We start from the raw sequence: 13727 nt of genomic DNA on the forward strand, positions 1-13727 counted from the left end.
TGACAAAAGGAGCAAAGAAATATATGTCGTCGCAAACGGCAACTAAGAAAGCATCGGTATTTTCTCAATATTCTAGATTATTTTCATTTAATGGAGCTAAAGCGTTTTGTGTAGCAGGCGCGATTGCGCGTTTGCCGATGTCTATGATTGCGTTGGGGATTGTTCTTGCATTAAACCATTTGTATAACAACTGGACTATTGCTGGAGCAATGTCTGCGTCGTATGTGCTTGCACAGGCTGCGGTAACTCCTGTGTATGCTAAACTTTTCGACCGTTTTGGTCAGCGTAAAGTTGGAGTTATTGCGCTAAGTGCACAAGTAATCGCTATGATTTCTTTTGCATGTGCAGCGTTATTTAAGGTTCCTCTTGTTTTGCTTTTTGTGCTAGCAATTGTGATGGGCGTAACTCAGTTTGCTTTTGGCGCGTTGGTGCGTACTCGTTGGGCTTATACATTGCGTGCAGAAGATGACGATTCTTTATTAAACGTTGCTTATGCGTTGGAATCTGGTATCGATGAAATTGTGTTTATATTAGGACCTATTTTAGCTGCGTGGTTAGCAACTTCTGTGCATCCTGTTTCGCAATTATTCGTGCCAGTATTTGCAAGTGGATTGGGCGGAGCTTGGTTCTTTTCTCTAAAAAATACTCAACCTGCTGTGCTTAAAGTAGTGGAAGTTCCAACTGCTGCAGCTGAAGACGTTGATGTATTAATCGCTTCTCAAAAAGAAGATGAAATTTCTAAAGATTATGCGGAATCTCAAAAGCAAGAACCGAAACGCTCATTTGCAGACAAATTTAGTCTTAAGCAATTGCACAATCATCACTCAAAAAAGCGTGGCAAAAACGTGCTGCTTTACCGCGGTATTATCCCGCTAGTGCTCATGTTTGTTGTGTTTAATATGAGTTTTAGTGCATTTGACGTGTCTGTAACAGCTGCAATGAAAGCTCAAGGACTTGATCATTTTATTGGTATGCAGCTGGCATTGTTTGCATGCGGTTCGCTTGTGGGAGCGATTATTTTTGGATCGCATAAATTCCGCGGTTCTAATTGGTCGCATTTGATTGTATTTTTGACTGGTTTAACTGTTGGATTTGTGCTTATGAGTCTTAATATTGACAGACTTATGCTTATGAGCGTTTTTGAAGTGCTTTCCGGCTTATGCGTTTCGCCAATTTTTGCTACTGGAAATCTTATCGTTAAAGCAACTGTCCCTGAAGAATCGCTTACGGAAGGTCTTTCATGGCTACCAACTGCGTCTGCTGTCGGCTGTTCTTTAGGTTCGATGGCTGCTGGAGCTGCAATAGACTCGTGGAATTCGCATGCCGGAATGATGGTTCCGTGGATTTCAACAATGGCAGCTATACCTATCGCAACGTTCGGCTGGTTTATTGTAATGGTGCTTAAAAAGCGACATTAACTGCGCACGCGTGTAAAGTTTCTGCCGCTTTTTGGCTAGAGAACGGCAGTTTCTTTACGCCGCTGTAAAGTTTCTGCCGTTTCAGTAACAAAAGCTGAGTTGAGTCCTAACGGTACACTAGAAAGAAGTGCGCAATATCGCAAGATGTAGTGAGATGAATATGAAAATAGAATATGATGAACGTACTGAGGAAATTCTTGCTGAAGTAGTACGCGATGCGTTGCAATCTGACGCTGATAATATGCGTTCTCTTAATAACCAAGAATCTTCTGCGTCGTCTAAGCAAATTCGACAGTCGGTGAAAAAAGTGAATAAAAAAATGTCTTCTGATACTTCAACTAAATCAGTATCTACTAAAGATGTAAAATCTGCTAAAACTAAATCAACCAAAAAAGCTAAATTCAACAAAGAAACTAAAACAGAAAACGCAAAGTCATCAACTCGTAGAACAGGAAATGTTCTTCCTCCTGTAGTTAACGATCAAAGAGAAGGTGCTCTTATTGCGCCGCCAAAGTATCGTAAAGGATCAATGCGTATCGTCCCGCTTGGTGGTTTGGGTGAAATTGGCCGCAATATGAACGTAATTGAATATAACGGTCATATTTTGCTTATCGATTGCGGTGTGTTATTCCCAGAAGAAGAGCAGCCAGGCGTTGATTTGATTCTCCCAGATTTTCACTACATTCAGGATCGCTTAGACAAAGTTGAGGCATTGGTTTTAACGCATGGTCACGAAGATCATATCGGTGGTGTGCCTTACCTTCTTAAAATGCGTCCCGACATTCCGTTAATTGGTTCAAAGCTAACTCTTGCTTTTGTGGAAGCTAAGTGCAAAGAGCATCATATTGATCCGGAGCTTATTCGCGTAGAAGGTCGCGATAAGATGAAAGTCGGTCCGTTTAACCTTGAATTTATTACTGTTACGCATTCTATTCCAGATGCGCTCGCTGTGTGCGTAAAAACTCCAGCCGGAACGCTTATTGATACTGGAGATATTAAACTTGACCAGCTTCCTCTTGACCATCGCATTACTGATTTAGTTGAGTTCGGGCGTTTAGGTGAGCAAGGCATAGATTTGCTTATGGCTGATTCCACTAATGCTGAAGTCCCAGGATTTGTGAAGCCTGAAACTTCGATTGGTCCGGCTTTGGATCGCGCTTTTGCTGAAGCTACGCGCAAAATTATTGTTGCTAGCTTCTCAAGTCACGTTCATCGCGTGCAACAAGTAGTTGACGCTGCGCATAAGTTTGGGCGCAAAGTTGTGTTCGTTGGTCGCTCGATGGTTCGTAATATGTCAATTGCTGCGGATTTAGGCTACTTGCATATTCCTGAAAATACTGTTGTTGACTTAAAACAGGCGAAGGATATTCAGGATGACAAGCTCGTATACATGTGCACTGGTTCACAAGGTGAGCCTATGGCTGCGCTTGGGCGTATTGCAGATGGCAGTCACCGAGATATTACTGTTAACGAATTCGATACTGTTATTCTTGCAAGTTCGCTTATTCCAGGCAATGAGCATGAGGTTTACAAAGTTATTAATAAGCTTGTGCAGTTGGGTGCGCGCGTAATTAACAAAGATAATGCTGCTATTCACGTGTCTGGTCATTGCAATGAAGGCGAGTTGCTGTACTTGTACAACATTGTGAAGCCAAAGTGCGCTATGCCAATTCACGGTGAACATCGTCACTTGGTTGCAAACGGATTGATTGCAGTAAAAACTGGCGTTGATCCAAATAACGTTGTGCTTGCTGAAGACGGCGATGTTGTGGATTTGTATCATGGCAATGCTGCAGTTGTTGGTTCTGTGCCATGCGGTTACGTGTATGTTGATGGTGATTCTGTTGGTGAGCTTACAGATGAAGAGCTTGAAAAGCGCAGAATTTTGGGCACGGAAGGTTTCGTTTCGAGCTTTGTTGTAGTTGATACAGAGCACGCTGACGTGGTTTCTGGTCCAAAGATTTTCTTGAATGCTGTTGCTGAAGACGAGGCTGATTTTGAGAAGGTTCGTCATCAAATTGTTGAACAGTTGCAAGATGCTATGATGCGCGGCGAGCACGATACTTATAAATTGCAGCAAATTATGCGACGCACATTGGGCAGTTGGGTGGCTCGCGCTTTACGCAGGAAGCCTATGCTCGTTCCGGTAGTTGCGGATATTGCAAAAAATAGTCAAGAATAATGAAAAATAATCAAAAATAAAGAAAAATATTCGCGATTATTCGTAAATAGCTGAAAATAATCGTAAATATAATTAAAAATAAGAAAAAATAAGAAAGGTACAAAATATGCCAGGAGCAAATCTTACTCGCGTAGAAGCTCAAGAGCGTTTCGACGCTATCCAAATGCCAATTCACTACGATGTTGCGCTCGATTTAGGAAAAGGCGGACGCGATTTTACTTCGCGCACAAAGATTGAGTTCGATGCTAAGGCTGGTAGCGCAAGCTTCCTCGATTTAATTGCAAACAGCGTAGAATCCGTGGTGTTAAACGGTACCGATCTTGACGTTTCTAAAGTTTTTGCAGACAGCCGAATTGAGCTTGCAAATTTGCTTGAGCATAATACCGTAGAAGTTGTAGCAAACTGCCAGTATTCCAACACGGGCGAGGGTTTGCACAGAAGTGTCGATCCTTCTGACGGAAACGTGTATTTATATACTCAGTTCGAAGTGCCGGATGCTCGCCGTGTTTATGCTGTATTTGATCAGCCAGATTTGAAAGCTGTTTTTGATTTTACGGTTGATGCTCCAGAAAGCTGGATTGTGACTTCCAACATGCCAGTTAAAAGCGAAACAGTGCTGGAAGGACGCGAAACTGAAGCAGGCACTTTGGAAAATGGCACTGTAGAAGGCATGAAGCGCTGGGTATTCGAGTCAACTCCAAAGATGAGCTCTTATTTAACTGCTATTTGCGCAGGACCTTACGCTGGGTGGCACACAACTTACGACAACGAAGACGGTCGCGTAGTGCCAATGGCAATGTACTGCCGTCAGGCACTTAAAGACGCTTTTGCAAAAGACGTTGACTACTTGTTCGATATTACGAAGAAAGGTTTTGCTTTCTACGCTAAGACTTGGGGAGTGCCATATCCGTACGCAAAGTACGATCAGATTTACGTGCCAGAATATAACGCTGGAGCTATGGAAAACATTGGTATGGTTACGATTCGCGACCAGTACGTGTTTGAATCCAAAGTTACAGACGCTTATGCTGAGCGCCGCGTTGTAACAGTTTTGCATGAGCTTGCACACATGTGGTTCGGCGACTACGTGACCATGAAGTGGTGGAATGATTTGTGGCTTAACGAATCCTTCGCAGAATTCACTTCTACTCTTGCAACTGCTGAAGCAACCGAATGGCATGACGCTTGGAGCACTTTCAATTCCGGCGAAAAAAGCTGGGCACTTAATCAAGATCAGCTTCCAACAACGCACCCAATCGTGGCTCCAATCAACGATTTGAATGACACTTCCGTCAACTTCGACGGCATCACTTATGCAAAGGGTGCTTCCGTATTGAAGCAACTCGTAGCGTATGTTGGTCGCGAAAAGTTCTTTGAAGGAATCCATAACTATTTGAGCAAGCATGCATACAGCAACGCAACTTTGGCCGATTTGTTGCACGAGTTAGAGCTTACAAGCGGCCGCGATCTTAAAGCTTGGAGTGCTCAATGGCTTGAAAAGGCTGGAATTAACACGATTTCTACCGAAGTCGAAGAAGCAGGTGACGGCACTATTGCTTCCTTGCGTTTGCGTCAGAGCGCGCCAGCTGAGCATCCTGTTCTTCGCGCACACCGTTTGGCTGTTGGATTCTACAATGTAGACGAAGCAACTGGCGAAATTAAGCGCACAAAGCGAATCGAACTTGACGTAGACGGCGAAGTGACGGAAGTTGTTGAGGCGCGCGGCGAAAAAATGCCAGCACTTATCCTTGTAAACGACGACGACTTGACTTACACGAAGCTACGTTTTGACGAAAAGTCGCTTGAATTTGCTGCCGAAAACTTGTATCGTTTCAAGGATTCTTTGACTCGCTCACTTATTTGGCTCGCGTTGTGGGACATGACTCGCGACGCAGAATTCCCAGCAGAACGCTTCGTGGAACTCAGCCTTAAAGCTTTGGCAACTGAGCGCGAATCAACTACTTTCCGCTATGCTCTTGGTCAAGTGAAAGTAACTGCAAGCCACTACGTTGTCCCAGAGCGTCAAGCAGAAGTCGCAAAGCATGTTGCTCACGAATTGTGGCAGTTAGCTTTGGCAGCTTCTGCAGGTTCCGACGAGCAATTCCAGCTCGTTAAGGCTTATCTTGGATACGGCGAAGTTGGAGATGCTGAGTTCTTGCGCGTAGCTAACGGATTGCTCGACGGTTCCGTGAGTTTGGAAGGCTTGGAAATCGACAACGACTTGCGCTGGAGCATTTTGATTGCGCTCGCAGGCGTGAATGCTTTGGACGAAGCTGGAATTGACGCGGAACTTCAAAAGCGCGACACGACTGAGAATCGCGAATACGCTTACCAGGCTCGTGCAGCTCGCTCAACTGCAGAAGCTAAGGATTGGGCTTTTGAACAGGCTTTGCGCAATCTCGATTTGACGAATATGCAAATGGGCGCTGTGGTTGCCGGATTTGCAAGCACAGCTAAAGGCGATTTGGTTAAGCCTTATGTTGAGCGCTACTTTGCTGAAGTTGAGTGGATTTGGAAGAACCGCACATTCCATATGGCTGAGGCTCTGATTGAGGGCTTGTATCCTGTGTATGCGCCGGTTGAGGAGCTGGTTAAGCACGGTGAAAAGTGGCTTGAGGCTCATGCTGATGCGGATCAGGCTTTGCGACGCATGGTGCTTGGTAGCCTTGATTCTTCGCGTCGCACGCTTAAAGTGCAGCATTACAACGCTTCTTTGCGCTAGTGCGATGTCCTGCTTTCGCGCTGCATTGAGCAAGTAAGTTCTTGTTTAATGTGGCGCGAGTTTTTTTGTTTAATGTGGTGCTTGGCTGGCAGTTTTCTGGAGTGGCTGTGAGGGGTGGGGTTACTTGTCTCGCAGCGCTACGCTCCTATACCTCATTTGGACTAGTGGATAGGTAGTTAAGTTTAGTTTTTTGCTTACTTTTTCTGCGGAAATAGTTATTCATCATCACGATTATTACTATCGCTCCGCTTTTATATTGCTCGACCAAGCAACACCCACCCCTCACTACTGATAAAAACGCTAGTGTTTTGTGGTGTGGTAGGAGAGTCTGGTGCAGTTTGTGCAGCAGCGCGAATGCTAGTGTCCACTAGGGGATAAGTATTCAATATCTGCAGAGCATGAATGTTAAAGTTCACTAATCAACAAGTAATCGATGTTCGCAGAAGTATTACTGCAAAGCTTCTTTGCTGCGCTAGCGCGTTATGCGAAACAGTGAGTAGAATTGCGGATAGTGTGTGACGCGCTAGTATGCGATGTTGTTTGCTTGCGCGCAGGATGAAGTGATTTTTGCGAAAGAGGCTTTATTATGCCAAGAATGTTTGGTACAGACGGTGTGCGTGGATTAGCAAATCGCGATTTAACAGCGCAACTTGCGTTAGATTTAGGTGACGCTGCAGTGCGCGTTTTGGGAGATAAAAGCGCGGTTGCGTCTGCTGCAGAAGAAGAAGCGTCATCAGATACTTCTTCTCGCTCCGCTCACGCTCGTCGCCGCGCGCTTATTGGTAGAGATACTCGCGTTTCTGGCGATTTTCTAGCTTCTGCTCTCGCTGCTGGCATGAGTGCTGGCGGTTTTGATGTTATCGATGCTGGAATTATCCCAACTCCTGGCGTTGCTTTCCTCACTTCCGTGCTTAACGTTGAAATGGGTGCTGTTATTTCTGCGTCGCATAATCCTATGCCAGATAACGGCATTAAATTCTTTGCGCGCGGAGGCTTTAAGCTTCCAGATAGCAAGGAAGATGAGATTGAGGCTGTGCTTGGTCAAGATTGGGAGCGTCCAACTGGTGCTGGTGTAGGTCGAGTCAGCCATGATACTACTACAGCTACTAACTTGTATATTGATCATTTAGTTTCTGCTGTTGCGCCTTTAAGTAACGCTTCTACTACGCGCCCAAAGCCGCTTGCAGGTTTGCGTGTTGTAGCAGATTGCGCGAATGGTGCTACTTCTGTTGTTGCTCCTGAGGCTTTGCGCCGCGCTGGTGCAGAAGTTGTAGTTATTAACGCATCTCCTGACGGCTACAACATTAACGATCATGCGGGCTCGACTCATCCTGAGCAGTTACAAGCTATGGTTAAAGCTTCTAAGGCTGATTTAGGTGTTGCGTTTGATGGCGACGCAGACCGCTGCTTGGCTGTCGATGAAAACGGCAATATGGTTAATGGCGATCAAATTATGGGTATTCTTGCTCGCGCTAAAAAGGCTGAAGGCAAGCTTAATTATGACACTCTTGTAGTTACAGTTATGAGCAATCTTGGCTTAAAACTTGCTCTTAAAGATATGGGTATTGCAACAGTGCAAACAAACGTTGGCGATCGCTACGTTCTTGAAGAAATGCTCAAGCACGATTATTCGCTCGGCGGCGAGCAGTCTGGTCACGTTATTAATCGCGAATTTGCAACCACCGGCGACGGTACGCTTACTGCTTTGACTTTGTGCCGTGAAGTTGTGCGTTCAGGCAAGAAACTTTCGCAAATGGCTGCAGACTTCCCACAGCTTCCGCAAGCTCTTGTAAATGTGCCAAATGTAGATAAAATGGCTTCGAAAACTAACGCAGCTGTGCTTGCAGCTGTTGAGAAAGAATCGAAACTTCTTGGAGATACAGGTCGCGTGCTTTTGCGTCCTAGCGGCACCGAGCCTCTTGTGCGCGTTATGTGCGAGGCTGCAACTCAAACTCAGGCGGATGAGGTTTGCGCTCGTCTTGCTCAAGTTGTGGTTGATAATCTGAAGTTATAAGTTTGTTTACTTTTGCGTTCTCTGTTTGCTTACATCTCAGTCGGCTCTAGCAGTGCGCAAATAATTTTGATACACTTATATCTTTAGTGCTGCTTTCAAATTCTGCTCGCGGCATGTAAATTTTGTATATTTTCGCGTTATTATGCGCGTTATTTAAAACGGTGAAAAGGAGTCCTATGTTTACGCATCACGCAAGTGTTGATACTAAGCTCAGTCGCGCTGTTGAGCGCTTGCTTGATTCCGCTACAGAAGACGGCATTTTGCCGATTGTGCAGGCAGGTGAGCCTGTTCTTCGCCAGCGTACTGTTGCGTATGATGGTCAGCTTACACGTGCAACTCTTACTAAGCTAATTTCGTTAATGCATAGCACAATGTTGGAAGCTCCGGGAGTTGGTTTAGCTGCTCCTCAAATTGGTCTTGGTCTTGCTATTGCTGTTATTGAAGATCATGTTCGTGATGATGAAGACGATCCTCGTGACATCGCAGAGCTTCCGTTTAGAGCTATTATTAACCCTCATTATGAGCCTATTGGTACGCAAACTCGTAGTTTTTATGAAGGTTGCTTAAGCGTTTCCGGCTATCAGGCTGTACGTCAACGTTGGCTTGATATTCAGGCTACTTGGCAGGATGAGGACGGCAAACAACATTCCGAGCGTTTGCATGGTTGGCCTGCGCGTATTTTCCAGCACGAAACAGATCATCTTCGTGGTGAACTTTATATTGATCGTGCAGAAATGCGTTCACTTTCCACTGATGAGAACCTTGAGGATTATTGGGCAGATGAAGCAGTTCCAGTGGCGGCGGCTCGCACTTTGGGATTTGCTATCTAGGTTTTATTGTCAATTTATTTATTAATTTGATTTTGTTTTTGATTAATAGATACTGACTATATTTTTCTGTTTTTCTATTTTTGCGTCGTATTTTTTACTGATTTATGTCGTGTTTATAGAATTTTTTGTTTCAAACAAGCACTTTTTTGTTACGTCTGGTTTGTTTTGTGTGCTTTTAGTAATAGAATTGAGCGCAAGTGGTTTGTTAAACATTTTTCGGTTAGCAAATTTATGGGATCTGTTCCATTAACAAAGGAGAGACGAGTGAAAGTTTGCGCTCAATGCGGTACCCAGAATATTGATACTGCAAAATTCTGCAAGGGTTGTGGTAACAAGTTTGAGACTGTTCAGCCGGCGCCTGCTCAGCCGGCACCTGTTCAGTCAGTACCTGTTCAACATGCTCCAGCTCAGCCAGTGCCTGTTCAGCAAGTGCATGTTCAGCCTACACCAGCTCAGCCGGCGCCTGCTCAGCCTATTGCGCAGCATGCTCCTCAGTTTGCGCGTCCTAGTATGCCTCAGCAGGGTATGCCAGCTCAGCCAGGAATGCCTCAGCAGGGTATGCCGAATATGCAACGTCCAGGCTATCCATATGCTCAGCAGGGTATGCCAGCTCAGCCAGGAATGCCGGGTATGCAGAATCGCTCAAATACTCCAGGCGTTTCGCACTATAGCCAAATTTCAAACCAGCTTAATGCTGAACAGATGATGAACTTCTTCCGTTGGTTAGTAACTGCTCTTAAGAATCCTTCCCAGAGGTATCGCGTATCTAATATTTACGCAGTTTTAATTTCTGTGATTTCTGGTTTGCTGTTTGGTTTCCAAGCATATTTCTCTTCGCTTTCTTTCTACAATGCTTCTAATAGCACTGCTTTGGAACTTGTATCTAAGTTCGCTGGACAGCAAACTCCTGGTGTGCCTTTTACACTATTCTTCTATAAGTTTGTTATTGGAATGATTACCGTATACGCTGTATACGGTGTAGCTTTGCTTGGCATGAAGATGTTTGGTGAAGAGGTTTCGCCAGCTCAGCTTCACGTTCTTTTTGCTCAGAAACTCGTACCGCTTTTAGGCTTGCAAATTGTTTCAGTGATTTTGACTTTCATTGCTCCATCTATTCCTGTTATGAATTACTTTAAAGGAAAAGTAGAAGGCAGTGATTCTTTAGTTGCATCTATAATCTACAGCAATTCAGACATCTCATTGTTAATGAATAATCCTAGTGCTGTTTTGCAAGTTCCATCTATGTCTTTGCACACACTTTACTTGGTATTATTGATGCTCATTCCTGTATCGTTTATGGCAACTGCACACTACAAGGGTAAGCTTGATCGTGAGTGGATGTGGGTTATCTTTATCTTGATTGGAATTGTTGCAATATTTATCGTTGCTGCAATCAATACTGCTATGGTTAATTCCTTGGTTCCTTCGAATAACCTTATGAATAAAGCACAAGACCTAGCTAATTTATTTAGGTAAATATATCTAATAAGTCATAAGCCTAGCAGTCTTGTCTGCTAGGCTTATTTTGTAAAAATATACGGAGAGAAATATATGAATTGTCCATATTGCAACAGTCAAAATGCTTATGGAGCTATAGTATGCTCATCTTGTGGAGCTAGTCTTGTGCCGCAGCAAGCTAATTCAAATTATCAGCCAATGCAAAGTGCTCAATATCAGCAAAATCAAATGAACGATGTACAACAAACGCAGTTCATTCAGCAGAATACGCAAGCTTATCCTCAACCTGTTTATAGCAGTCAAAATACTTATGGACAGCAGGATTATTCAAATCAACAGTACTATAATCAGCAGGATTATTCGCAAAATCAGCCTACAGAATATTATGCTCCTGATTCGTTTAATCCTAATTTCGTAGCAGGTAATGTTGTGAGAAGCACGCCTATGAAACACAGCACAAAAATTATGCTTATTGTAATTGGCATTGTTATTGTGGTTCTTGGTATAGGTTATACAGTTATTCAACAGAATGTGTATTCTCCACAAGCAACAATTCAACGTTATGTGAAGTCTTTGCAAGAAGGCAATTTTGATGAAGCTAACAATATGACAGATTGGTCTTCTTCTAAAGTTCCAGAAAATTATCGTGCCTTACTTACAAGCGCAATAGGCAGAGCTTCCAAGAATCATATGTCTTACATGAGTGTTGATAGTGGCCCATACAATTCATTTAAGCTTTCTTACAAAATTGGCGATAGTGATGCTTCGGCGGTAATAAGCCTTGTGCCAGCGGGCAAACAGTGGCTATTCTTTGACTCTTATAAAGTTCAATATCCACCATTTGGTCACATTACCATAACTGTGCCAAATGAAGTTGATAAAATAAAAGTTAATGATTCTGAAATAAATTTGTCTACTCTCAAAAAATCGCCGAAATATGACGGTGAAAGCTACAGTTCAGAATACGGTTATTCAGTATATACATCAGCTACAGAATATAGACTTCCAGTGTATCCTGGTGCTTACCATATTGAATCTGCAAAAAGTTCGCAACTGTGGACCACAAATTCTGCTGACGCGTCAATTAGCGAAAAAGATAGTTCGGAATCTGCAAGTTTAGAGTTAGAAGCTACAGAAACATTAAAGGATGAGCTTACTAAGGCTATTCAAAAGCATGTCGATAAATGTGTAGCGTCAACTGAAACTGATGTTCCAGAGAGTTGTAGATTTGCAAGCTTTAGTTACTATACCAGCTATAAATATGACAATATTAAGCGTAGTGTTAATAGCACTCCTATGTTGGATCAAGTTAACATGTCGTCAGGAACTTTTCAGAGCGATGAGGTTGGTGTAGACATTACTTATCGCTATAAGGACGATGATGATGATAGTGACTGGAGAGACTCGCACACTAGAAATAGTGGTTATGTTTATGGAAAGTTTAGTATTAAAGATAATAAGCTAGTAATAGATTTTAACCAAGACTAAACCTAACGAAATGTGCAAAATTTAAAGGCGCATTAAATACGAATAAAAGTTTCCCTCTACAATTTGTTTTGTAGAGGGGAATTTTTTATAGCGTAGATTTGCGCACTGGTAGATTTGCGCATTGTAAAGTATGACACTAAACGCATTTTTCAGTATGGATATGTTATACTGGTAGTCCGTATATTTAAAGGTTGATATACAAGCAATTTTCAATGAAGAAAGGTAGTCGATGACGTTTATCTCTCGTGCAATACGCTACATTCTGAGGAAACGAATAAAAACAGCAATAGTTTTCATTATTGTATTTCTTATTTCGACATTGTTATTTTCTACTTCTGCAGTTTCAAATGCTGCAGGTAGAGAAGGAGAAAAAGTTGAAGCGCAAGCAGAGTCTAGTTTTGTGCTCGCAAATAACCCTCAAATAAACCCTGGAACTCCTAGAGGAGCTGGAACTGTAAAACCTAAAGATGTACAGGCAATTGCAAAGTTAAATGGAATTGCTTCCTACGTTGTTCGACAAAATGTAACAGCGGATTTAGTTAATGCTAAAGCGGCAAGAATTCCAGGCGTACAAGAGTATGACAATAAGCGTGAACAGCAGTTTGGCAATGCCGTTAATATTGAAGGAACGAATGACTCTACTGGTTTAAATACTTTTAAAACAAAAGCAATAACTATGTCTAAAGGCAAGCATCTTATTGCTAACAACGTTCATGCATCACTAATTCATGAAGATCTCGCTAAAGCTAACGGATTACATGTAGGAGATACTCTTACACTTCGCGCTAATCCTTACGATGCTGACAATATTCAACAATCAACAGCAACAGTAAAAACTCGTATTGTTGGAATTTATGCCGGAGCAAATAAGCGTCAAGTCGCAACTAGGGCGGAATTGACAGCTAATACCGTGTATACGGATTTGCAAACTACTCGCGAATTATACAAATATAAGCCTGGAAAAGAAATATATCAGGATGCAAGTTTTAGAATAAAGCGCGGCGAGGATGCGGATAATATTATGTCTCAAGCTGCGAAATTGCCTATTGATTTGCAAAACTATCAACTAACTCGTGACGATCAGTTCGTTTCTGGTTTGTTGAAAGCAGCAAAGGGAGTGCGCTCAATAATGACTGTTACAACAATTGCTGTTGTATCATTCGCTATTATTGCTTTGGCATTAGTGCTTTTGCTGTGGATGAATGAGCGACGTAATGAAATTGGTGTGTTTGTTGCAATTGGCACTGGCAAATTATCTATAGTTGGTCAATATCTTGCTGAGATTGTGCTTATTGCAATACCTTCGTTGATTGTGGGTTACCTTTTTGCAAAAGTTATAGCTCCGTTGATGGCTAATGTTGCTCTTGGCTCTGTGCAATCATCAGCCGTCCGTGAATTGAGTAGTATGGGTCAAGCTGGTGGAAATCTTGAATCAACTTTGGCAACAAAAACTTTGGAAACACTTAGCGTACAAGTAGATGCTCAGTGTTTTGTCGGAGTTTCTACAATTGTTGGTGCAGTAATCGTTATTGCAGTTGTGTTGTCTTATTTGCCAATTATATGCAAATCTCCTCGTGAGCTCCTCGGATTGCAAAAGTAGAACTATGCTGTTTGG

At 42.9% G+C, this 13727-nt stretch carries 8 protein-coding genes; all 8 read left to right on the forward strand.

Annotated elements, in window-relative coordinates; all coding sequences use genetic code 11:
* Positions 1–23 precede the first annotated feature (23 nt).
* The 8 genes from HXT58_RS01110 to HXT58_RS01145 all read left to right on the forward strand — a co-directional run bounded on the left by HXT58_RS01110 (position 24) and on the right by HXT58_RS01145 (position 13712).
* On the forward strand, positions 24–1418 hold the full coding sequence (locus HXT58_RS01110; RefSeq protein ID WP_004107275.1) for an MFS transporter: 1395 nt from the start codon (positions 24–26) through the stop codon (positions 1416–1418).
* Positions 1419–1572: 154 nt separating this feature from the next.
* Positions 1573–3600 carry a ribonuclease J gene (locus HXT58_RS01115; RefSeq protein ID WP_004118687.1) on the forward strand — a complete coding sequence of 676 codons (2028 nt, stop codon included), beginning with the start codon at positions 1573–1575 and terminating at the stop codon, positions 3598–3600.
* A gap of 106 nt (positions 3601–3706) precedes the next feature.
* On the forward strand, positions 3707–6322 hold the full coding sequence (pepN, locus tag HXT58_RS01120; protein WP_410299564.1) for an aminopeptidase N: 2616 nt from the start codon (positions 3707–3709) through the stop codon (positions 6320–6322).
* 586 nt (positions 6323–6908) lie between these two features.
* Positions 6909–8336 (forward strand): phosphoglucosamine mutase, encoded by a 1428-nt coding sequence (gene glmM, locus HXT58_RS01125; protein ID WP_415705980.1) that lies wholly within the window; start codon positions 6909–6911, stop codon positions 8334–8336.
* Positions 8337–8512: 176 nt separating this feature from the next.
* On the forward strand, positions 8513–9166 hold the full coding sequence (locus tag HXT58_RS01130) for a peptide deformylase (protein WP_004107289.1): 654 nt from the start codon (positions 8513–8515) through the stop codon (positions 9164–9166).
* A gap of 264 nt (positions 9167–9430) precedes the next feature.
* A complete protein-coding gene (locus HXT58_RS01135; RefSeq protein ID WP_415705982.1) occupies positions 9431–10642 on the forward strand; it encodes a hypothetical protein in 1212 nt (403 codons plus the stop codon).
* Positions 10643–10717: 75 nt separating this feature from the next.
* Positions 10718–12112: a zinc ribbon domain-containing protein gene (locus HXT58_RS01140; protein ID WP_116442812.1), complete on the forward strand. Its 1395-nt coding sequence runs from the start codon at positions 10718–10720 to the stop codon at positions 12110–12112.
* A gap of 229 nt (positions 12113–12341) precedes the next feature.
* Complete coding sequence (locus HXT58_RS01145) at positions 12342–13712, forward strand: ABC transporter permease (RefSeq protein WP_415705983.1); 1371 nt, start codon at positions 12342–12344, stop codon at positions 13710–13712.
* Positions 13713–13727: the final 15 nt, after the last annotated feature.

The organism is Gardnerella sp. KA01000, from assembly GCF_049244035.1.
Classification (GTDB): Bacteria; Actinomycetota; Actinomycetes; order Actinomycetales; family Bifidobacteriaceae; genus Bifidobacterium; species Bifidobacterium leopoldii.

Bases quoted from the DNA above. Each gene is read 5' to 3' on its own strand.
- HXT58_RS01110 (WP_004107275.1), top strand. From the start codon at position 24: ATGTCGTCGCAAACGGCAACTAAGAAAGCATCGGTATTTTCTCAATAT.
- glmM (WP_415705980.1), top strand. From the start codon at position 6,909: ATGCCAAGAATGTTTGGTACAGACGGTGTGCGTGGATTAGCAAATCGC.
- HXT58_RS01140 (WP_116442812.1), top strand. From the start codon at position 10,718: ATGAATTGTCCATATTGCAACAGTCAAAATGCTTATGGAGCTATAGTA.
- HXT58_RS01115 (WP_004118687.1), top strand. From the start codon at position 1,573: ATGAATATGAAAATAGAATATGATGAACGTACTGAGGAAATTCTTGCT.
- HXT58_RS01130 (WP_004107289.1), top strand. From the start codon at position 8,513: ATGTTTACGCATCACGCAAGTGTTGATACTAAGCTCAGTCGCGCTGTT.
- HXT58_RS01145 (WP_415705983.1), top strand. From the start codon at position 12,342: ATGACGTTTATCTCTCGTGCAATACGCTACATTCTGAGGAAACGAATA.
- pepN (WP_410299564.1), top strand. From the start codon at position 3,707: ATGCCAGGAGCAAATCTTACTCGCGTAGAAGCTCAAGAGCGTTTCGAC.